The 20678-nt window shown below is 50.1% G+C and carries 16 protein-coding genes and 1 tRNA gene; 11 read left to right on the forward strand and 6 right to left on the reverse strand.

Annotated features, from left to right (window positions below):
- Positions 1-28: 28 nt before the first annotated feature.
- Positions 29-1681: an ArnT family glycosyltransferase gene (locus MON40_RS01050; protein WP_003779991.1), complete on the reverse strand. Its 1653-nt coding sequence runs from the start codon at positions 1679-1681 to the stop codon at positions 29-31.
- 238 nt (positions 1682-1919) lie between these two features.
- Between MON40_RS01050 and MON40_RS01055 the strand changes: the two genes are divergently transcribed.
- On the forward strand, positions 1920-3098 hold the full coding sequence (locus MON40_RS01055) for a phosphoglycerate kinase (RefSeq protein ID WP_003779993.1): 1179 nt from the start codon (positions 1920-1922) through the stop codon (positions 3096-3098).
- A 103-nt stretch (positions 3099-3201) separates the two neighbouring features.
- On the opposite strand, the gene ruvA is transcribed toward MON40_RS01055, so the two are convergent.
- From ruvA to MON40_RS01070, 3 genes are all read right to left on the reverse strand, one after another.
- Positions 3202-3786, reverse strand: a complete 585-nt coding sequence (ruvA, locus tag MON40_RS01060; RefSeq protein WP_003779996.1) for a Holliday junction branch migration protein RuvA — start codon at positions 3784-3786, stop codon at positions 3202-3204.
- A 182-nt stretch (positions 3787-3968) separates the two neighbouring features.
- Positions 3969-4044 (reverse strand) — tRNA-Lys (locus tag MON40_RS01065).
- A gap of 127 nt (positions 4045-4171) precedes the next feature.
- Positions 4172-5878 (reverse strand): molecular chaperone HscC, encoded by a 1707-nt coding sequence (locus tag MON40_RS01070; protein WP_003779997.1) that lies wholly within the window; start codon positions 5876-5878, stop codon positions 4172-4174.
- A 473-nt stretch (positions 5879-6351) separates the two neighbouring features.
- On the opposite strand from MON40_RS01070, the gene zupT reads away from it, so the two are divergent.
- The 3 genes from zupT (at position 6352) to MON40_RS01085 (ending at position 8426) form a co-directional block, all read left to right on the forward strand.
- Positions 6352-7161: a zinc transporter ZupT gene (gene zupT / locus MON40_RS01075; protein WP_003779999.1), complete on the forward strand. Its 810-nt coding sequence runs from the start codon at positions 6352-6354 to the stop codon at positions 7159-7161.
- Positions 7162-7465: 304 nt separating this feature from the next.
- Positions 7466-7750: a TM2 domain-containing protein gene (locus tag MON40_RS01080; protein ID WP_003780000.1), complete on the forward strand. Its 285-nt coding sequence runs from the start codon at positions 7466-7468 to the stop codon at positions 7748-7750.
- A 391-nt stretch (positions 7751-8141) separates the two neighbouring features.
- On the forward strand, positions 8142-8426 hold the full coding sequence (locus MON40_RS01085; RefSeq protein ID WP_003758795.1) for a TM2 domain-containing protein: 285 nt from the start codon (positions 8142-8144) through the stop codon (positions 8424-8426).
- Between the two features lie 150 nt (positions 8427-8576).
- Here the strand turns inward: MON40_RS01085 and MON40_RS01090 are convergent, their stop codons facing one another.
- A complete protein-coding gene (locus tag MON40_RS01090) occupies positions 8577-9890 on the reverse strand; it encodes an NCS2 family permease (RefSeq protein WP_003758793.1) in 1314 nt (437 codons plus the stop codon).
- A gap of 142 nt (positions 9891-10032) precedes the next feature.
- Positions 10033-10215 (reverse strand): hypothetical protein, encoded by a 183-nt coding sequence (locus tag MON40_RS01095; RefSeq protein WP_003758790.1) that lies wholly within the window; start codon positions 10213-10215, stop codon positions 10033-10035.
- Here MON40_RS01095 and MON40_RS01100 point away from each other — a divergent pair.
- The 7 genes from MON40_RS01100 to MON40_RS01130 all read left to right on the forward strand — a co-directional run bounded on the left by MON40_RS01100 (position 10214) and on the right by MON40_RS01130 (position 20656).
- Complete coding sequence (locus tag MON40_RS01100) at positions 10214-11146, forward strand: AEC family transporter (RefSeq protein WP_003780006.1); 933 nt, start codon at positions 10214-10216, stop codon at positions 11144-11146. The two genes, MON40_RS01095 and MON40_RS01100, sit on opposite strands and share 2 nt — an antisense overlap.
- Positions 11095-13188: a PEP/pyruvate-binding domain-containing protein gene (locus MON40_RS01105; RefSeq protein ID WP_242925964.1), complete on the forward strand. Its 2094-nt coding sequence runs from the start codon at positions 11095-11097 to the stop codon at positions 13186-13188. Before MON40_RS01100 ends, MON40_RS01105 begins: the two co-directional genes overlap by 52 nt.
- Before the next feature lie 76 nt (positions 13189-13264).
- Positions 13265-13957 (forward strand): SMI1/KNR4 family protein, encoded by a 693-nt coding sequence (locus MON40_RS01110; RefSeq protein WP_003780009.1) that lies wholly within the window; start codon positions 13265-13267, stop codon positions 13955-13957.
- A gap of 192 nt (positions 13958-14149) precedes the next feature.
- Positions 14150-14701, forward strand: coding sequence for a hypothetical protein (locus MON40_RS01115; protein WP_003780011.1), 552 nt, complete (start codon positions 14150-14152; stop codon positions 14699-14701).
- 172 nt (positions 14702-14873) lie between these two features.
- Complete coding sequence (locus tag MON40_RS01120; RefSeq protein WP_242925965.1) at positions 14874-17513, forward strand: type VI secretion system Vgr family protein; 2640 nt, start codon at positions 14874-14876, stop codon at positions 17511-17513.
- A 70-nt stretch (positions 17514-17583) separates the two neighbouring features.
- Positions 17584-19896 carry a hypothetical protein gene (locus MON40_RS01125; protein ID WP_003780016.1) on the forward strand — a complete coding sequence of 771 codons (2313 nt, stop codon included), beginning with the start codon at positions 17584-17586 and terminating at the stop codon, positions 19894-19896.
- A gap of 19 nt (positions 19897-19915) precedes the next feature.
- On the forward strand, positions 19916-20656 hold the full coding sequence (locus MON40_RS01130; RefSeq protein WP_003780018.1) for a hypothetical protein: 741 nt from the start codon (positions 19916-19918) through the stop codon (positions 20654-20656).
- Positions 20657-20678 lie beyond the last annotated feature (22 nt).

The following is a 20678-nucleotide window of genomic DNA, read 5'->3' on the forward strand; positions in this document are numbered from 1 at the left end:
ACGTTTGCCATTCACGCCCCTAGCGGATTCATTCCGCTTTCTCCAGCAAGGCGAAGCCTTCCACTTTGTTTCTCGGGCGCGCGCCCTGCCAGATTTTCGTCCAGCCCGGCGGCGCATCGGTATTTTTAGGCTGCTGCACCAGACGGTAGCGGCAGGCAGCATCGTCGATATGGAGTGTCAAGTCGCTGTATTGCGCCCAAGCGATACGGGCGCGGTGGTCTTCGTTGGCGATGCTGATACATTCGAGGTCGTCTGAAAGCCGTTGTTTCAGTTCGGGAGAGAGGGCGGCTTCCATTTGGAGGACGACGGGTGCATGGCTTTTGGCGGCGTCGAGCCACGGCAGGAACAGGGTCATCAGCAATGCCCACGCCAGCGTAACGCCTGCCGCCCAGTTGGTCACTGCCTGTCTGCCGCGGATGTTTTTGCGGGTAATCGCCCACAGCCACAGCGGGGTAAACAGCAGGGCGACCGCCATCGGTATCGGGTCGATGTCGGGCGTGTAATACGGGCTGAAATAGGCGGCGCGTTCGGCGAGTTTGGCAGGCCAGCCGTAGTTCATGGCGAAGAAGCCCGTCCACAGGAAAATGGCGAACAATCCGAACGCCATAACGCCGAACCAGTTGATAAACGCCGCCGCGCCGCGCCGCAGTCCGTCCAGTTGCGCCGCGCCAAGCAGGGCGAGCGGGGGCAGCAGCCAGACGAGGTTGTCTTGGAGGCGTTGCGGGCTGACGGCAAGAATGCTGAGGACGATGAGGAACCACGAAATGCACAATACGTTCCAGTTTTTTTCGCGTATGCGGGGGCGGCTTAACGTCCATGCGGCGAGCGGCCACGCGGGCAGGGTAAACCAGAGCAGGTTTTTCAGGTAATAGAACAGGCTGAAGGTCGTCTGAAAACCACCCAAACCGCCGAATGCGCCGAGCGAGTGGTGTTGCAGCCAGACGGAAAACAGTGCGGGCTGCGTTCTGGAGAAAATGAGCGGATAAACCGTCAAGAGCGGCAGTCCGATGGCGAACGCGCCGACCAGCGTCAGGTAATAGCGTTTGACGCGCCATTTCTCATCGAGCAGCAGGGCAGGTGCTAAAAACATCAGCGCGGCGGTCATCAGATAGCCCGATGAGAGCGACAGCAACGCCCAGCCGCCGCCCAGCAGCAGGGAGGAGGTAATGACGCGGCGTTGCGCCAACGAAAAGCCGCACAATATCATGCCCGACGCGGCAAAGGCGACGGAAGCGGGGTTGAGGAAGTGCGCGACCGAGAGCAGCCCGATGCTGCCGATCAGGATGAGGACGACGCTGCGCCCGTGGTGCCTGCCCAAAAAGTTGAATCCGGCAAAACCGCAGGCGGTCAGCCCGATAATCGTAAAGAAAACGCCCGCAAAACGCGCGGCATCATAAGCGTCCGCCGCCCAAGGCGACAACAGGTGTTTGAACGCCGCCGCCACCCACAAATAGATGGGCGGAATCTGAAAATCCGGCTGTCCCAACACATGGGCGACCAACGGCGTCGCGCCTGCGTCTAAGGCTTCGACGGCGGTAAAGACGGTCGGTTCGGCGGGGTTCCACAAGTCGTGCGAAAACACGCCCGGCCACAGCCAGGCAAATGCCATCAGCAGCAAAAGCCAGGGTTTTTCATGGGTTTTGGCAGGTTGTCGCGGATCGGGCGGGGTGTAAGTGAGCATAGCTTTGAGGATGTTGAACGTATTTTCGTGTAGTTTAGCAAAGATTCGGCGGGAGGTCGTCTGAAAGGAGGGATTTGGGTTTTTACTTCATTCAAACCACGTTTTCAGACGACCTTATATCGACGCTGCCGCTGACGCAAATCAAGCGCAGGCAAATCCCGCCTTTACCGATGCGCCCCGTTCGCGGATAATTGAGAACATTCCCATTTCCGTTTCCAACCTTCACAAAGGATACATCATGGCATTTCTGAAACTGACCGAACAAAACGTGCAGGGCAAAACCGTCCTCATCCGCGCCGATATGAACGTGCCGTTCAAAGACGGCAAAATCAGCGACGACACCCGTATCCGCGCCTCGCTCGCGTCCATCAAATACTGCCTGGACAACGGCGCGTCCGTTATCGTGATGACCCACTTGGGCCGACCGACCGAAGGCGAGTTCCACCCCGAAGACGACGTCGCGCCCGTTGCCGCGCACTTGGGCGGCCTGTTGGGCAAAGACGTGAAAGTATTGAACGACTGGCGTGAAAACAAACCCGCCCTGAACGCGGGCGATGTCGTCATGTTGCAAAACGTGCGCATCAACAAAGGCGAGAAGAAAAACGATTTGGAACTGGGCAAAGCCTATGCCGCCTTGTGCGACGTGTTCGTCAACGACGCGTTCGGCACCGCCCACCGCGCCCAAGCCTCGACCGAAGCCGTCGCCCAAGCTGCGCCCGTTGCCTGTGCCGGCGTATTGATGGCGGGCGAACTCGACGCTTTGGGCAAAGCCCTGAAACAGCCCGCGCGCCCGATGGTGGCGATTGTCGCCGGCAGCAAAGTGTCCACCAAACTGACCATCCTCGAATCGCTGGCGGACAAAGTCGACCAACTCATCGTCGGCGGCGGTATCGCCAACACCTTCCTGTTGGCGGAAGGCAAAGCCATCGGCAAATCTTTGGCGGAACATGATTTGGTGGAAGAATCCAAAAAAATCATGGCGAAAATGGCGGCCAAAGGCGGCTCCGTACCGCTGCCGACCGATGTCGTCGTTGCCAAAGCCTTTGCCGCCGATGCCGAAGCGGTTGTGAAAGACATTGCCGACGTTGCCGAAGACGATATGATTTTGGACATCGGCCCGAAATCCGCCGCCGCACTTGCCGAACTGCTCAAAGCCGCAGGCACTGTGGTGTGGAACGGTCCGGTCGGCGTGTTTGAGTTTGACCAGTTCGCAGGCGGCACGAAAGCCCTTGCCGAAGCCATCGCCCAAAGCAAAGCATTCTCGATTGCGGGCGGCGGCGACACGTTGGCGGCGATTGCCAAATTCGGCGTTACCGACCAAATCGGCTACATCTCCACCGGCGGCGGCGCGTTCCTCGAATTCTTGGAAGGCAAAGAGTTGCCTGCCGTAGCCGCTTTGGAAAAACGCGGCGCGTAAGCGGTTTGACGTAAAAAAGAGGTCGTCTGAGAACTCTAAAATAGGTTTTCAGACGACCTCTTTAGTATGGTTGCCGCGTTTTGACGGCAAGGCGGGGTATGTTTTATTTCAACAGGTTTTTCAAAGCCAAGCGCACGCCTTCGCCGACTTCCGTGCCTTTGGGGATGCCTTTGATGGCGGCTTTTGCCTCGCGTTCGTTGTAACCCAGCGCAATCAGGGTGTTTACGATGTCGTCCGTTTCGTCGGCGGCAGGAGCGGCGGCGAAAAGCTCGTCGGCAGCAGCATGGGAAACCAGTTTGCCGCGCAGTTCCAAAACCATGCGTTCGGCGGTTTTTTTGCCGATGCCCGGGGCGGAGGACAGGCGTTTGATGTCTTCGTCGGCAACCGCGCGGGCAAGTTCGTCGGCGGACATGGCGGAGAGTATGCCCAGTGCGGTTTTTGCGCCGATGCCGCTGACTTTGACCAACTGGCGGAACGTCGCCCGCTCGTCGGCAGTCGCGAAGCCGAACAACAAATGCGCATCTTCACGGACGACAAGCTGGGTGTAAAGCTGCACGGTTTCGCCCAAGGCGGGCAGGTTGTAGAAAGTCTGCATGGATACGTCGGCTTCGTAGCCGACGCCGTTGACGTCGATGACGATTTGCGGCGGGTTTTTCTCAATAAGCTTGCCGGTCAGTCTGCTGATCATGTGGATTCCGAGTGGCGTTGGCGGGGTCGTCTGAAAACGCGGTTTTGTATGATTGCGGCGTTTCAGATAACCTTGATTGTTTGGCGGGTTAGTTTTAAACCGGTACGGCGTTTCCGTATGGCTTTTGCGTGTATCTGAAAGATAATAAAAAAGCTGAGTTTTTCAACTCAGCTTTTTAAATTTGGTGGGTCGTGAGCGATTCGAACGCTCGACCAACGGATTAAAAGTCCGCTGCTCTACCGACTGAGCTAACGACCCGATAAGCCGTGCATTATATGGATGCGTCGGAAAGGTGTCAACTTATTTTTGCCAGTATTGCATAATTTTTTGTTTTCAATGGATTTTATCTTTCATTGTTCGGCGTGTCCGATGAAAAGCGAAGCGTTTACAGCAGCCAGCCGCCGTCGAAACGGTTTAAAAATTCGCTAAATTGCTGTTGCGCCCTATGGATAACGATTGGGTCCTGCGTTTCCAATACGGCTTCAAAACGCGCCACTTCTGCGGCGATGATGTGCCGGTTGTCACCGAGGAATTCTTCATACAGGCGTTTGGCTTTTTCCAACAGATAGATATTGTGCTGCTGATCGCGCGGATGGATTTTCAAGGCGGCGAGTTTGATCAGGGAAGCCTTGATTTCTTCAGGCGTCAGGCTTTGGCTGTTTTGACGGAAAACCTGATTGATGTGCAGATTCAGGTTTTTGTTGCTGATGTCGACTTCTAAAAGCCCGTTGACGTCGTAGCTGAAGCGGACGTCTATCGATACCTGTCCTTTCGGCTTGGGCGGGACGTTGACCGACAGTTCGCCCAGTTTCAGGTTTTCTTTGGCAAGCATGGACTCGCCCTGCAAAACATCGACCAAAATCACTTTCTGCCCGTCGTGGGAAGTGATGAAAGTTTCGACGCGCGAAACGGGAACGGGCATATTGCGTTCAATAATCGGGAAAAACCGTCCGGTAACGTATTGGTCGCCAATGTCCATGCCGGCTTCCGTGCCGAGCGAGAAGGGCATCACGTCGGTAAGGACGACTTCTTCCACGCTTTCGTTGCGCGCAATCAGCGCCGCCTGCACCGCCGCGCCGCGTGCGATGGCTTCGTCGGGATTGACCGAAACAAGCGGGATACGGCGGAACAGTTGGGCAATGGAATGCCGAATCATCGGCATCCGCGTCGCGCCGCCGACCAAGATGATGCCGTCGATTTGCGAAGGGTGCAGCTTGGCATCGCGCAATGCGCGTTCCAGCGGTTGGCGCAGGCGGCCCATTAATGGCGTGGCGGCTTCTTGGAATTCTTCGCGGCTGATGACGGCGGAGTGAACCGTGTCGCCGTAATGGAAACGGATTTCCGCCTGCATTTCTTCGCCGAGTTTGCGCTTGGCGGTTTCCAATACCTGCCACAATTCGCTGTTTTGCGCCAGTTTGTCGCTTTCAGACGACGTCAGCGTCGTGCATTTTTTCAGGAAACACTGGCGCAGCACGTTGACGAAATCTTCGCCGCCCAAATGGTTGTCGCCCGCGCTGGCGGATACTTGGACGACGCCGTCGAAATAATCGAGTACGGATACGTCAAACGTCCCGCCGCCCAAGTCGTAAATCAAAAAGCGCGTGTCGTCGGGTTTTTCCTGCAAACCGTAAGCAAGGCCGGCGGCAGTCGGTTCGTTGAGTAAACGCAAGACGTTCAAACCTGCCATCTGTGCCGCGTTTTTCGTTGCCTGACGTTGGATGGCGTTGAAATAGGCGGGAACGGTCAGAACGACATCGCATACCGGTTCTCCCAAAAAGGCTTCCGCATCTTCTTTCAGGCTTTTCAAAATCAGCGCGGACAACTCTTCGGCACGGAACGTGCGCTTGCCCAAATGGAAAGTTTTATCCGTTCCCATAAATCGCTTGAACGCCGAGGCGGTCAGCGTCGGGGCGGTGGAGAGGCGTTCGCGTGCGGCGATGCCGGTCAGGATGCTGCCGTCTTCGGCGACGCTGATGACCGACGGTGTCAGAAAATGGCCGTGTTGGTTGGGAATCAGGCGGGTTTCGCCGTTGTGGAACTGGGCAATCAGGCTGTTGGTCGTGCCTAAGTCGATACCGATTTGCAGGGTCATGAATGTCTCGTTTCGGAGGGGGTTGAATGTGTTTCAGACGACCTTTCACATCATCCGCACCGGGTCGTCTGAAAGAGGGAAGATTGCAAAATCATAACATTTCTTCCATTTATATGGAAAATCCGGCGGCGTTTCAGACTGGCGGATGGCGGGCTGCGTTGCCGTTTGGAGGAAGGGAAAAGGGGTTGGAATGGTTTTTATAGTGGATTAACTTTAAACCATTACGGCGTTGCCTCGCCTTAGCTCAAAGAGAACGATTCTCTAAGGTGCTGAAGCACCAAGTGAATCGGTTCCGTACTATCTGTACTGTCTGCGGCTTCGTCGCCTTGTCCTAATTTAAAGTTAATCCACTATATTTGCCGACGTTTCTAATCCGACATTGCTCTTGTCAATACAAATAAAAATAATAATTATTCTCTAATTAGGGAAAATATGTTAGGCTGATTTCTTTATTGTGTTAACGACTTAAGACGATGCCTGATATCAGCTCAACCAACCTCATCACCGCCTTCGGCATCGCCCTTGCCGCCGGATTGTTTACCGTATTGGGCAGCGGGTTGGTGATGTTTTCCAAAACGCCCAACCCGCGTGTCTTGTCGTTCGGATTGGCGTTTGCGGGCGGGGCGATGGTATATGTGTCGCTGACGGAGATTTTCAACAAATCCAGCGAAGCCTTCGGGCAGGTTTACGACAAAGACAAAGCCTTCGCCGCCGCGACGCTGGCTTTTCTGGCAGGCATGGGGGCGATTGCGCTGATTGACCGCCTTGTGCCGAACCCGCATGAAACGCTCGACCCGCACGACCCCGCCTTTCAGGAAAACAAACGCCGCCACATCGCCCGCGTCGGCATGATGGCGGCGTTTGCGATTACCGCGCACAACTTTCCCGAAGGTTTGGCAACGTTTTTCGCCACGCTGGAAAATCCCGCCGTCGGGATGCCGCTGGCGCTTGCGATTGCGATACACAATATTCCCGAAGGCATTTCCATTGCCGCGCCCGTTTATTTCGCCACCCGCAACCGCAAAAAAACCGTCCTCGCCTGCCTCGCTTCAGGGCTGGCCGAACCTTTGGGCGCGGTTTTGGGCTACACCATGCTCAAGCCGTTTTTATCGCCTTTCGTGTTCGGTGCAGTGTTCGGCGTGATTGCGGGTGTGATGGTGTTCCTCGCGTTGGACGAATTGCTGCCCGCCGCCAAGCGTTATTCCGACGGACACGAAACCGTTTACGGGTTGACGTCCGGCATGGCGGTGATTGCCCTGAGTTTGGTGTTGTTTCATTTTTAAATCTGAACTAGACAGGCGCGGCAGAGTCAAAAGCAGTGTCAAGGTCGTCTGAAACTTTAAGCGGGGCGGATTGGCTAAGAAATGCGGATAAATCGAAAAGATAAATAAAGGTAGTAAGTATAATATGCTAAAAATGTATAGGAAATCGCATATTTAAACTGCAAATTAGGCTTTTCGTAACATAAATTTACGAAATTTTATAGGTTTATTATTCAATAGAAATAGAATCTATGTGAAATTAATATCATTATTCTGCTATACTTAAAAACACTTTCTTAATTTTGACTATCCGTTTGGAGAAAAAATGTCCGAAAATTCACCTCTGCAATCCCTTCCTACTACCAACAAACGCATCATCGCCGCGGCTTTGGCGTTATTTTTAGGTTGCTTCGGAGCGCATAAATTCTATTTGGGCTTAAACAAAGCCGGTATCATCTATTTGGCGATTGGTGTGGTGGGTATGTTTTTTGTCTATCCTGCTTTGATAGTTGTTGTCGGTTTATCTCTCTTCGACATCTTTAAATACCTGACATCTACGCCGGAAGAATTTGAAAAAGTTTATGTTGTCGGTAAGAAAGAGTGGTTTTAAGCATTGGCTGATGCCTTTGAATTTTGAGCGGAACGATAGCGCGAAGTTTCAAATATTCAGTACATCTTAAAAACCAAAAAAAGGTCGTCTGAAAATTTTCAGACGACCTTTTTGTTATTGCGGGGAGACGAATATAAACGATTGTGGAATCAACTCTGGAAACGGCATCAGCCGCTGTAACGCAGCGCGGGGGCGGTGGCGAAGTTGGGGATACTCTGCACCGGCGGCGAGAAAATCAGACATGCCGCCATCGGCGACGATGGCGGTCGAGTTGGCAAACAGGATGCGTTTCAGGCGGGCAGTAAAAATAAAATCTGTGTGAAATTAATATCATTATTCTGCTATACTTAAAAACACTTTCTTAATATTGACTATCCGTTTGGAGAAAAAAATGTCCGAAAATACACCTCTGCAATCCTCTCGTATTACCGATGACAAACGACTTGTTGCCTCTGTTTTGGCGTTCTTTTTAGGTTGCTTCGGGGTGCATAAATTTTATTTGGGCGTAAACAAAGTCGGTATCATCTACCTGTTGATTTGTATTTTGGGTTCGTTTATTATCGTTGGCCCGATGATTGTTTTTGTTTTCTGTATCATCGACATCGTTAAATACCTGAAATGTACGCCGGAAGAATTTGAACAAGTTTATGTTGTCGGCAAGAAAGAGTGGTTTTAAGCATTGGCTGATGTCTTTGAATATTGAGCGGAACGATAGCGCGAAGTTTCAAATATTCATTTCATCTTAAAAACCAAAAAAGGTCGTCTGAAAATTTCCAGACGACCTTTTGCTATTGCGGGGAATGAAACGGCTAACCTGAAAACGGTATCAGCCGCCCATAAACCAGAATTTCAACGCCCACAATACGGCGACTATCCACACCATAGGCGGCACGTCTTTGATGCGGTTGCATAAAAGTTTAATCACGGCGTAGCTGATGAAGCCGAAGGCGATGCCGTCGGCAATCGAATAGGTGAACGGCATGAACACGATGGTCAGGAAAGCGGGGGCGGCTTCGGTCATGTCGTCCCAGTCGATTTCACGCGCGCTGCGCAGCATTTGTGCACCGACGTAGAGCAGCGCGGGCGCGGTGGCGAAGCCGGGGATGCTCTGCACCAGCGGCGAGAAAATCAGACACGCCAACATCAATACGCCGACGGTTACGGCGGTCAGACCGGTGCGGCCGCCTGCGGACACGCCCGCCGCGCTTTCGACATACGGCGTGGTTGAAGACGTACCCAGTGCGGCACCGGCGACAATCGCGGTCGAGTCGGCGAACAGGGCACGTTTCAGACGAGGCAGTTTGCCGTCTTCCAGCAGGCCCGCACGGTGGGAAACGCCGACCAGCGTGCCGGTGGAGTCAAACAAATCAACCAGGAAAAAGACGAAAATCACGCTGATCATGCTAATTTTAAAGAGACCGTTGAAATCCATCTGCATGAAAGTCGGCGCGATGCTCGGAATTTCGCCGACCACGCCTTTAAAATCGCTCAAGCCCAGCGGGGTGGAAATGGCTGTGATTGCCAGAATGGTCAGGATAATCGCCCCTTTGACGCGGAAATGCCCCAAAGCCACCACCATGGCGAAGCCCGCCAATACCAAGAGTGCGGCAGGTTGGTGGATGTCGCCTAGTTTCACCAAAGTCGCATCGCTGGCAACGATAATGCCGGAACCTTTGAGCGCAATCAGCGACAAAAACAGCCCGATACCGGCGGCAATCGACATTTTCAAACCCATAGGCAGCGCGTTCACCAGCATTTCACGCACTTTGAAAAAGCTGAATAAAATGAAAATGATGCCGGAAACGAATACCGCGCCCAAAGCCACCTGCCAGGGAACGCCCATGCCTTTGACGACGGCGAAAGTAAAGTAGGCGTTCAAACCCATGCCCGGAGCGAGCGCAATCGGATAGTTGCCGACGAAGCCCATCACGAAGCAGCCGATGGCGGAAGCGATACAGGTGGCGACGAATACCGCGCCCATATCCATGCCCGTTTCGCCGAGAATCAGCGGATTGACAATGATGATGTAACACATGGCGAGGAAGGTGGTCAGACCTGCCATCAGCTCAGTGCGCACATTCGTGCCGTTTGCGCTTAAATTGAATATGCGCTCCAGCACATTTTGATTTGAAGTAGTCATGATTTATGCTTTTCAAAAAAAAGGAAAATTTGCGGGCGGTATTATACTGAAAACGCCTTGTTGTCGGGTGAAAAATTGTCAACATTCCACTTGGGCAATGCGTTGCCATTCCCGCTGTGTCTGTGCGTATAGTGGATTAACTTTAAATGAGAACAGGGCAGAGCGTGAGGTCGTCTGAAAATCCGAGCGGCGTTTTCAGACGACCTTTGCCCTTTGAATACGGCGGCAAACACGGAAAGGTCGTCTGAAACCGTGTTCCGAATACATTGTCCGCACTGGCGCGCAAGCGTAAAATTTCCGTTTTCCCAAAATGTGCCACACTCATGGAAACCGCCCTGCTCCTCGCCGGCAAAATCACCGAGCTGACCCTGATTGTCCTGATGGGCATGGCGTTGGTGAAATCCAAGCTTCTGAATTCCGAACACAGCCGCACGCTCTCCGTCATCGCGCTCTACCTCATCAGCCCGTCGGTAATGATTCACGCCTTCCAAATCGAGAACACGCCCGACATCATTGACGGGCTGAAACTCTCGGTCGCCTTGGCGGTCGTGTTCCATATCCTGCTGATTGTGCTGGGCAGGCTTTTCAAAATCCTGTTCAAGCTCGACACGCTCGAACACGCCGCCACGGTTTACACCAATTCCGGCAACCTCATCATCCCGCTGGTGATGTCTATTTTCGGACCGCAATGGGTGATTTACACCAGCGGCTTCATCATCGTCCAAATGTTCCTTTTCTGGACGCACTTGCGCCTGCTGCTTTGCGGGCGCGGCAATCTTGCGTGGAAAACCGTACTCACCAACATCAACATCCTATCCATTTTTATCGGCGTGTTCATGTTTGCCTTTCAAATCAAACTGCCGCACATCATCGACAACACGCTTGCGACCGTCGGCGGCATGATAGGTCCGGTCGCCATGCTCGTTGCCGGAATGCTGATTGCCTCGCTGCCGCTTAAAGAAATCATCCTCTCCAAACGGATTTACCTCGTCGCCTTCCTGCGTCTGATGCTTATCCCGCTGATTCTGCTAGTGTTTGTCAAAATTTCGGGCATTGCCCATTTGGGCGGACACAGCGATACCGTCGTCCTCATCAGCTTCCTCGCCACCGTCAGCCCCGCCGCGTCCACCGTTACCCAAATGGCGATGGTTTATGGTCAGAACGCCTGTAAAGCCAGCGCGATTTACGGCATCACGACGCTGCTGTGCGTCATTACCATGCCGCTGATGATTGCGTTGTATCAAGCGATGGTTTGAAAGGGTTGGGTCAAGAAAAAGGTCGTCTGAAACACCTCGAACAGGGTTTTCAGACGACCTTTTCTTGCTACAATCCGTTTTTTTTTCTCGTTGCCATTATCATGAAAACCAGCGTCTGCCTCTCACTATTGCTCCTGCTCGCCGCCTGCCATCCCAATGCCGAAGTCGCCGATACCGCCGCGCCGACCGCGCGCAAGCCTTCTTATTTTGAGTCCGACAAACGCCAAGCCGCCACGCCGGTCAAAACGCAGACCCCCGCGCTGTCCGCCATCCGCAGCCGCGCCGATTTCGACCTGCTTTCGCGCGTTTACGAACAAGACAGCGAATACGAAATCCCGCACGTCCTCTTCCTTATCGACCGCGAAGACAACAACCGCACCGACTACATCAACACGCCGAAATACCGCCTGCACGAAACCTATCTCGCCGAGATTTTGAAGCCGATGCCGACGCGCAAAGAATTGTTCGAACAATACCGCAGCCCGAACCGCCGCTTCCTGTTCGGCACCATCAGTTGGCAGAACAGCACTCAAGAATACGTTTACGAATTTTGGGAAGGCGACAAAATCACGCCCGAATTGCTGAAATTGGCAGAAGGTCGTCTGAAAGACAGTTTCTTCGCCCCGCTGCGCTACAAAACCAATTCCCTGTGGCAGGAAACTGTTGCTGCGCAAAGCAAAGTCCCCTTTGTAACCCAAGAAAGCCTGATACAGAATTTTCCTTATTTGCCGTTGCACAGGGGGAAAGCGGTAGGCACATTGCGCGTCATCACTCAGGAAGACGACCTTTACGATGTCGGTGCGGACGACATCATCATCTTGAAAGAAGTGCCGCTGGTGTTGCCGCCCGTAGCAGGCATCATCAGCGAAAAACCGTCCACCGCGCTGTCGCATGTGAACGTCTTGGCGCGCGGCTGGGGCATTCCCAACATCTACCTCAAAGACGCGGAAAAAATCCTCGCCCCCTATATCGGCCGCCGTATCGAATTGGAGGCAGACGCAAAACAATACCGGGTCGCCCAAACCAACCGAAACACAGCCGCCAAAACCTTTTCAGACGACCTCTCCCTGCCGCAGCCCGACACTTCCGATTACAGCCTGAGGCCGCTTGCCAACTTGCGCCGTGAAGACAGCCGTTACTGCGGCAGCAAAGCCGCCAACCTCGGCCATATCCGCTCCCATATCGCAGACAGCAACGTCCCCGACGGATTCTGCATCCCCTTCGCCTACTACCGCGCCATGATGGACAAACTCGGCATCAACGCGGCAACACTGGCGCAAATCGAAACGCAAAGCGGCGGCGACAACCGCAAACGCCGCACCGCCCTGCTCGCCTTGCAGAAAAAAATCACCGATGCCGAAATCCCGCCCGAATGGAAACGCACATGGGCGGAACAATGGCGCAGCCAATTAAACAGCAAAGGCGTGTTCGTCCGCAGCTCGTCCAATTCCGAAGACCTACCGAATTTTAGCGGCGCAGGACTGTACACCACCGTGCCGAACGTAACCGGCGAAAACGCGCTGGCGGAAGCAGTGAAACAGTCTTGGGCTTCCGTCTTCAATTACAGCGCGTACGAAGCCCGCCGCATCGCCGGACTGCCGCACGACAGCGTGAAAATGAGCGTCTTCGTCCAACAAAGCATCAATGCCGACCTCTCCGGCGTACTCGTTACCGTCAATCCCTACGATACCGCGCAGAAAAACACTTCCTACATCGCCGCCAAACGCGGGCTGGGCATTCGCGTGGTCGAAGGAAAACGGGTGGCGGAACAAGCCGTTTACAACCGCCGCAACGACGCCGTACAACGCCTCAGCTCCTCCAACGAAACCACCGCGCTGCAACTGGATGAAAACGGCGGCGTCAGGGAAGTACCGATCACCGGCGGCAACGTCATGAATCACGACCAAATCCGCCGCCTCGACCAAGCAGGACAGCAAATCAAACAGCTTTTCGGCAACGGCGAACAAGACATCGAATGGGCTTTCGCAGACGGCAAACTCGTCATCCTTCAGGCAAGGCCTTATTTAAACGGCAGACGGTAAAATGAGAAAGGGAAGAGGTCGTCTGAAAACGCAGCTTCAATGAAGTTCAAAACCAAAATCTAGCAAAGGAAACATCATGAATTATCAGGATTTCATCAGCCAAACCGAAACACAATACGGCATCTCCCTGCCCAACCTATACAAACGCCTCGCTGCCGACGGTATGTTGGACTGGGGCGAATTGGGTAGCAAATGGTATAGCGAAACCTTTCCCAAGTTGCTCGAATATCCGCCTTTACTGCTGGTCGGCTCGGAATTTGAACTGCCTCACGCCGACGAATTGCAGGGAATCAACGAACAGCTATGCGACGACAGTGAATGGATGAGTTTGAAACCCGAATACCGTGGCAAACTCATCGCCTTTGCCGGAGCTGGCAATGGCGATTACTACGCATTCGATTACCGCCAAGAAGGCGAACCATGTATCACACGCCTGTATCACGACGACGACTTCAGCGTAGTAGAAGCCGCAAACTTAGCAGACTTCATCTTCCGCAGGCTGCTCCAAGCCCAAGCGGACTATTTCCCCGAAGAAGATACTTCTCCCGAAGACTACCGCAGGCAACTGTTTGCCCAATTGGAAAGCCACCAACCCTACCTCTCCGCCGAACAATATGAATTCCTCCGACAAACCTATCAAAAACCCTATCAAAAAGACCAATGGGGCGGATTGTTCATGTTGAGCGATGAAGAAACCAGCGCCGCCGAACAACGGTTCATCTCATGCGAACGGCTGGACGAAGAATTCGAACCTTTCGACTATGACTAGCGGGTATATTGGTTTAGGTTTAAATCAGGATAAAAATACTAAAGAAAAAAGATGTAAGAAAACACCGCATTATTTACATAACAGGCGTAGTTTGAAGTGGAAATCCAACTTTCACAAAGGTCGTCTGAAAATTTTCAGACGACCTTTGCTTCGTATTCGTTACAATAGCTGTTTTGCTTACTTGGAATTTCTATGTACATAAAACTATTTTCTGCATTGTCAATTTTGTTATTTACAGTTAATTGCAATGCTTTTTCCAAAGCCCCTAATGCAGATGGTGTAGTTAGCATCAGGATGATAGATAATAATCCTTGCCTTTATATTGAAAAAACCGGCTTGATTGGTGCGTATTTCATAGATATATCTCAAGTTTTTTCAGAAAGTATGGATAGCATGCTTTATGAGGCAACATTTGAAGAAAATTACCCGACTAAAGAAAAATGTATTATGTTGAATTCTTCAAACTTTCCAAATCTAAAATTAGAAGATAGGCAAGTTTATGCAATTAGGCTGCGTCCTGATCCAAATAAAAATGAACAATTAAGGATAGAGCCGAATTTCACTGGTTTTGGAGATACAATTTGCCTTAAAAAAGATCAAAATGGTCATTTTAGGGTTCAAGATTATATTAGAGGTGAATGTGTAGATAGAGTTTCTATCCAAACTGAACAGAAATCTTTAAAGGAAAATAAAGGAAGTTGGTTTGATCGGTTCATTGAGTGGCTAAAAAGCTTACTATCATGATTCTGTTATCTTAGATTATACAAGTATAGATTAGGCTAAAAACCAAGCATCTATCAAGGTCGTCTGAAAACCTCCATTCAGACGACCTTTCTACCGTTTATCCCATTTGCTTTACCGGCAATGACATTCAAGTTACCATACGAACCTCATTGTCATTTTTAAAATCAACGCCATGACTGCCCGCCAATCCTACCACCTTACCTTCGCCCGTTTCTCTCCGTCACTTTCAGTCCGCTCTTTCACCGCTTCCGAAGCCGCCAACACTGCCTACCGCGTCGAAATCACCGCCACCTCCACCGATTCCTCACTGCCGCTGTCTTCCTACCTCAACCAGCGCGCAGCGTTTGAAATCCGTCCGCAGGAGGCCGTATTGTCCGAAGTAGCCGCCGCTTTTTCAGCCGGTTCGGACGACGCTCCGGCGAAACAATGGCAGGGCATTGTGACTTCGTGTGAGAAGCTGTCCGTCTCCAAGGATGAAACCGTTTACCGCTTTGTTTTAGAGCCGCGTTTCGCGGCTTTAAAACATTTCCAATCCTCCCGACTGTTTCAAAACCAAACCGTCCCCGACATCGTTGCCGCCGTCTTCAAACACCACGGCTTCTCCGGTGTCGACTACCGTTTCCAAAAAAGCCGCAGCTACACCGTCCGCGAGTATGTGACCCAGTATCTCGAAAGCGACTTTGCCTTTATCAACCGTCTGTGTGAGGAAGAAGGCATTTGGTATGCCTTCGAACAGCATGAACAACATGGCGACGTAGTCGTCTTCGGCGACAGTCCCGAACACTACTTCCGCGACCCAAGCCTGCCCGTTTCCTACCGTCCCCATGCCGGACTGGAAAGCACCGGTACCGAAGCACTGTTCAACCTCAGCATCCGCCACAACCCCATCGTCGAAGGCATACGCAGTGCCGACTACAACTACCGCACTGCCGATACCGACCTCTTCGCCGAAACCGACAACAAACAATCCGAAGAATCTGCCGACAATACCGTCTTATTGGGCAAACAGCAAAACTGGGGCCTTCATCCCAAAACCCCCGACGAAGCCAAAGTTCAGACGACCCTGCTGAACGAAGCCGTCCTCTGCCGCCAAACCGTTGCCAACGGCAGCGGCAACGTCGTTTCCATGGCGCCGATGAAAGTGTTCCAAACCGATACCGCCTTCCCCGAAGCCCCCGACGGCTGGCTGGTACTCAGCATGGAACACAGCGGCAGCCGCGATACCGCCTATACCCATACCTTTACCGCCATACCCGCCCAACTCGCCTTCCGTCCCGAACGCACCACCCCGCGCCCCCATATCGCCGGCACACTGCCCGCACGGGTAACCGCGGCAGAGAACTGCACCTACGCCTACATCGACGACATGGGACGCTACCGCGTCAAACTGCCGTTTGATTTGGACGAATGGAGTCCCGGCGGAGAAAGCCGTCCCGTCCGACTCGCCAAACCCTATGCCGGTCCCGAATACGGCATCCACTTCCCCTTACACGAAGGCACCGAAGTCATGCTGTCCTTCGTCCAAGGCAACCCCGACCGTCCGTATATCTCCGGCGTCATGCACGACAGCGCCCATCCCGACCACATTCCTGCCGATTGGAACACAAGGAACGTCATCCGCACCTGGGCGAACAACAAACTCAGGATGGAAGACCAAAAAGGTCAGGAACACATCAAACTCGCCACCGACTACCAGAAATCCCAACTCAACCTCGGCCACATCGTCGACAGCGGTAGGGAGAAACGCGGAGAGAACGGCGAAGGCTTCGAACTCAGAACCGACGGCTGGGGCGCCGTACGGGCGGGTAAAGGCATACTCGTCAGCGCACAAAACCAAGACGCCAACGGCAAAGTGCTGGATATGGACGATGCCATCGCGCAGATTGAACAGGCACTCTCCCTCGCCAAAAGCCTGAACAAAGCCGCCCAAACCGCCAACAATCACCACACCGATGAAGAAACCCAAAGGGGTCGTCTGAAAGACGCCCTCAAAGACCTGAAAGAGGCCGGTTTGATCCAAACCGCCCCCGCCGGTATTGCTACCGCGACACAACAAAGCCAATTACACACCGCCAATGAAAACATCCACCTCGTCAGCGGCAGCCATACCGACATCACCGCCGGCCAAAGCCTGACCGCCCATGCGGCAGAGAGCCTCAACCTGTTTGCGCAAAGCAGCGGCATCAAGGTGCAGGCCAATCAGGGCAAAGTGGAAGTGCAGGCACAGAATGACGAGTTGCAGCTGAATGCGCTGAAGGATGCAACGTTAACCAGTAGCGCGGGGAAAATCACCATAGCGGCGAAGGAAGAGATTCTGATTACCTGCAAAGGGGCGTATATCAAACTGGCGAACGGGGAAGTGGAGATTGGGAGTCCGAAGCTGGTGCGAGTGAAGGCGCCGTTGGAGGTGACGGGGCCAAATGCTATAAATACACGAATGCCATTGCTTCCTCAGACTGGTTTGTTTAGTAGACGTTTTGATTTTAGTAGCATATTTACGCCAGATTTTTTAACTGCAGGCATCAGTTATCAAGTCATTAATAGAAGTCAGAATTCCGAGCGGATTGAAACGCTTGATGAAAAAGGTAGAACATCAAGATTTTATGGGGATTCGAAAGATGAAATCGAAATTTCTGTGATAGGTAAGCTGACCAAAGAGCAAAAATGGGCACTAATCCCAGATAATGAAACAGAACATGAAGATCACTGTTGTGCCTGTGATGAAGAAGATCATGATTGTGAAGAAATATCTGAGACAGAAGAAGTCGTCGAGGATAATTTATTGGAAGATTACAACCAATTCGGAAATTAATATACTTAAAAATACTGTTTTAGGAAAATATTAAATTTATTATTAAGAATGCTTATTTAGGAAATTAATTATGAGAAAAAATAAGGCTGTATCTAACATATCCTATCCTTCTGATAGAAAAGGTTTTATCTATGCGTTAGCCAGGCGCGAAAGTTCTGCTGATTTAAATCAGAATGATTTAGTAAACAGTAAATCTCTTCGAGTAAAGAATAAGCAAGGATATATTGGTTTGTTCCAGTATGGAGAAGGCGCTCTAATTGATATAGGTTATAAGACAAAAGAGGGAAACTGGACAGGGAAAAATGGAGCTGTATCACAAGAAGCATTTAGATCTTCTCGTGAAATCCAAATGGCAGCAATTAATTTATCTATTGACTTATGGTGCAAAAGATTACGGGCAGGTGGATTTAACGAATACTATGGGAAAATTGTTAAAGGGGTAGAAATTACCGAATCAGGCTGTATTGCCGGCTGTCACCTAGTTGGTTCTGGTGGTTTAGCATCTTTTTTAGATATGCCTGGAAATCACAAAATTAATAAAAAAACAGGAAAACGACACAGCGAGTTTGATGGTAACAAAACACATATCAGCGAATATCTCGATTTATTTGCTGGTTACGACTTGGAAACCTGTTGTAAACGTAAAATCCGGGTAAAACTGCAAGATGCTGATGGTCTCGTTCTAAAAGATAAGACGGTTAAAATTTTTTCTTCCTATAATGGAAAGCATTTAAATAGCAAATTTGAAGTTACCCATAAAACTGATAAAGATGGAGAGCTGCCCGTTATAGTCAGACATCCCGGCGCTGAAATTATTTTAGAAATTGATGGTCGTAAAAGTGAGACAATTTCTCAAAAAGCGGATCAGGTACAGCCATATAAGATCATAGCTTCAGATATGAAAGTTTCTGCACCATTGGCTGCAAAAGGCACTCCTGAGCCTAAAAAACAAGATGAAATGGAACAGCAGCCACAACAGCCGTCTTCAGATGCGGAAAATAATGCGTCTAAAGATGTCAACTTCCATCTCAGCCTTTTAGAAGGAGATACAAAAAAACCAATAAGTAATGTGAAATTCACTTTGGTGTACAAAGGAAAGCCCAAACAATACATTACGAATACACAAGGAATCAAAGAAAATATTATTGCGGAAATAGGACAAACTATTCAGGTTTGTATGGCAGGAGAAGGAAAACTGCAACCAATTACCTCTTTTACTGTTACAGAAAGTCTACGTGATACAGTAGTGAAGGTTTCGCTTCCTGTGCACACATTTACAATTACAGTTGTAGATACCAAAGGGAAAGCTGTTTCCAATACAGAATTCAGTATATTTTATAGGCAAAGAGAAAAAAGCAAAAAAACTGATCATGAAGGTCGTTTAAAAGTAAAGGCCTTAGTCGGTTTCGTATATGGGTTTGGAAATAAAGGTAAACCACTTTTACACTTACGATGTCTGCAATCTGTCTCGATTAGGCAGATTACTGTTAATCAGACAGCAATACAGAACGCACAGAGTGCTTTAGGAACAAATTCAATAACAGCTGTGGCAGAGATGGTAAAACAGGCTGCTTCGAGTGTTGTAGGGCAAGTATTGAAGCCAAAAAATAACACTGCACAAAACAAACCGCATAAGCAGCCATCCAAACAGACAGACAAACAGGCATCCAAGCAACCAGAAAAGCCCAGACAATCCGAACCGATCAAGCAGATGAATACTCATACTGAGAAGAACGGGAATCCATTGACTATGGTGGGAGAGGAGAGAAAATCTGAAGCTGATAAAACGCAAAGAAAGGGTCTATTACCAAGTGGGGTAGAATGGGTTAAAAAATTTCCGAACGATAATTCAATTGAGGCTTTAAGGGATCCATTTAAATCTAATCTCAAGGCATTTTTGGCGGCATTGAAAGAAGCTGGAGTTTCGGTTCACATTAATGCGGTCTATCGTCCACCACAACGGTCGTATCTTATGTATTATGCAAACTTTATTGCTGCTGGCGGAAACCCAAATACAGTGCCTTCTTTTAAGTCATATAAAGAGGCAAAAAATGCCGAAGATGTTAATATTGATTGGACGTGTGGTGGTAATATTCGGCTAGCCCGTGCCAATGCTCAAAAAATGAAAAATGCTTATGGGATAGGTGATAATCCTGTTGGAAGACCTTATCGCTCCAATCATAATAAAAGACAGGCAATAGATATGAAGCTATTCCCGCAATGGGGAATCGGTAAAACGGTTAAAAATGCTTCAGGTCAACCAGTAGTAATTAAATCAAAAAGAGACATCATCGAAGTCGGTAAAACCTACAAAGTTTTTCATTGGGACATCACGCCCAAAAAAAGAAGAGATAATCCTCATTGGTCTGCAACGGGTAACTGATATTTCTAAGAGATATATTATGAGAATTAAACAAATCACATTATCTTGTTGTTTTTTATTTTTTATTGCTTGTACTCAGACTGAACATGATGGGCAAAAGAACCGAGCGCAGGAGAAACGTACTGATACCGTTTTAGAAAACAGACAACAGATGCCTGATACTAATCTATTAATTCCAATCAATAAAGTAACAAAAAGTGAAAATATTCTTTCAGATTTTGCTCAGGATCGTATTCTAGACTTACTAAATGCTACGGATGCAGAGTGGATTGAATGTAAAGATGAAAAAGGTAAAAGAGTTAAAGATGTTACGTATCCTACAGATAGGACATCTATTCAATTCAGAAGTATATCTGATGGATATATACACGAACTGGAGTATTGGAAAGATACATACAAAGAAATTCAGCAGCTCATTAAGTCAAAAAATATGAATATTCAAGATTTGAAATCAGAATATCTAGTATTAAATGCATATTCATTAAGTAGTAAAAGTAAGAATCCTATCTCAATGAAAAAAGTTGGTGCAGTTTACGTTTCTTCTGATAATAAATTGTTTGAGATTAAATTATTAGATGGTTCTTCTGCCCATATTGAGGTATTTAAAAATATTCCAAATTACCTTTTTGAAAGCCCTAATCCAGAATATGAATTAGGTAATGCTCCAGATTATTCTCCCTATTATTTTCGTTTTTGGTTTGATGGAGATAAAGAAAAACAAACATGCCGTTTAGAATATAATAATGATGTTATTGATTAAATATCATCAGATTGTCTGAAAC

The sequence above is a fragment of the Neisseria macacae ATCC 33926 genome (assembly GCF_022749495.1).
Lineage (GTDB): Bacteria > Pseudomonadota > Gammaproteobacteria > Burkholderiales > Neisseriaceae > Neisseria > Neisseria macacae.

What these genes read in the sequence shown, in the direction of transcription:
- MON40_RS01080 (WP_003780000.1), top strand. Translation starts at nt 7,466, where the DNA reads ATGTCCGAAAATTCACCTCTGCAATCCCTTCCTACTACCAACAAACGC.
- MON40_RS01110 (WP_003780009.1), top strand. Translation starts at nt 13,265, where the DNA reads ATGAATTATCAGGATTTCATCAGCCAAACCGAAACACAATACGGCATC.
- MON40_RS01095 (WP_003758790.1), bottom strand. Translation starts at nt 10,215, where the DNA reads ATGAGTGTGGCACATTTTGGGAAAACGGAAATTTTACGCTTGCGCGCC.
- MON40_RS01090 (WP_003758793.1), bottom strand. Translation starts at nt 9,890, where the DNA reads ATGACTACTTCAAATCAAAATGTGCTGGAGCGCATATTCAATTTAAGC.
- MON40_RS01115 (WP_003780011.1), top strand. Translation starts at nt 14,150, where the DNA reads ATGTACATAAAACTATTTTCTGCATTGTCAATTTTGTTATTTACAGTT.
- MON40_RS01085 (WP_003758795.1), top strand. Translation starts at nt 8,142, where the DNA reads ATGTCCGAAAATACACCTCTGCAATCCTCTCGTATTACCGATGACAAA.
- MON40_RS01055 (WP_003779993.1), top strand. Translation starts at nt 1,920, where the DNA reads ATGGCATTTCTGAAACTGACCGAACAAAACGTGCAGGGCAAAACCGTC.
- ruvA (WP_003779996.1), bottom strand. Translation starts at nt 3,786, where the DNA reads ATGATCAGCAGACTGACCGGCAAGCTTATTGAGAAAAACCCGCCGCAA.
- MON40_RS01050 (WP_003779991.1), bottom strand. Translation starts at nt 1,681, where the DNA reads ATGCTCACTTACACCCCGCCCGATCCGCGACAACCTGCCAAAACCCAT.
- MON40_RS01125 (WP_003780016.1), top strand. Translation starts at nt 17,584, where the DNA reads ATGAGAAAAAATAAGGCTGTATCTAACATATCCTATCCTTCTGATAGA.
- MON40_RS01130 (WP_003780018.1), top strand. Translation starts at nt 19,916, where the DNA reads ATGAGAATTAAACAAATCACATTATCTTGTTGTTTTTTATTTTTTATT.
- zupT (WP_003779999.1), top strand. Translation starts at nt 6,352, where the DNA reads ATGCCTGATATCAGCTCAACCAACCTCATCACCGCCTTCGGCATCGCC.
- MON40_RS01070 (WP_003779997.1), bottom strand. Translation starts at nt 5,878, where the DNA reads ATGACCCTGCAAATCGGTATCGACTTAGGCACGACCAACAGCCTGATT.
- MON40_RS01100 (WP_003780006.1), top strand. Translation starts at nt 10,214, where the DNA reads ATGGAAACCGCCCTGCTCCTCGCCGGCAAAATCACCGAGCTGACCCTG.
- MON40_RS01120 (WP_242925965.1), top strand. Translation starts at nt 14,874, where the DNA reads ATGACTGCCCGCCAATCCTACCACCTTACCTTCGCCCGTTTCTCTCCG.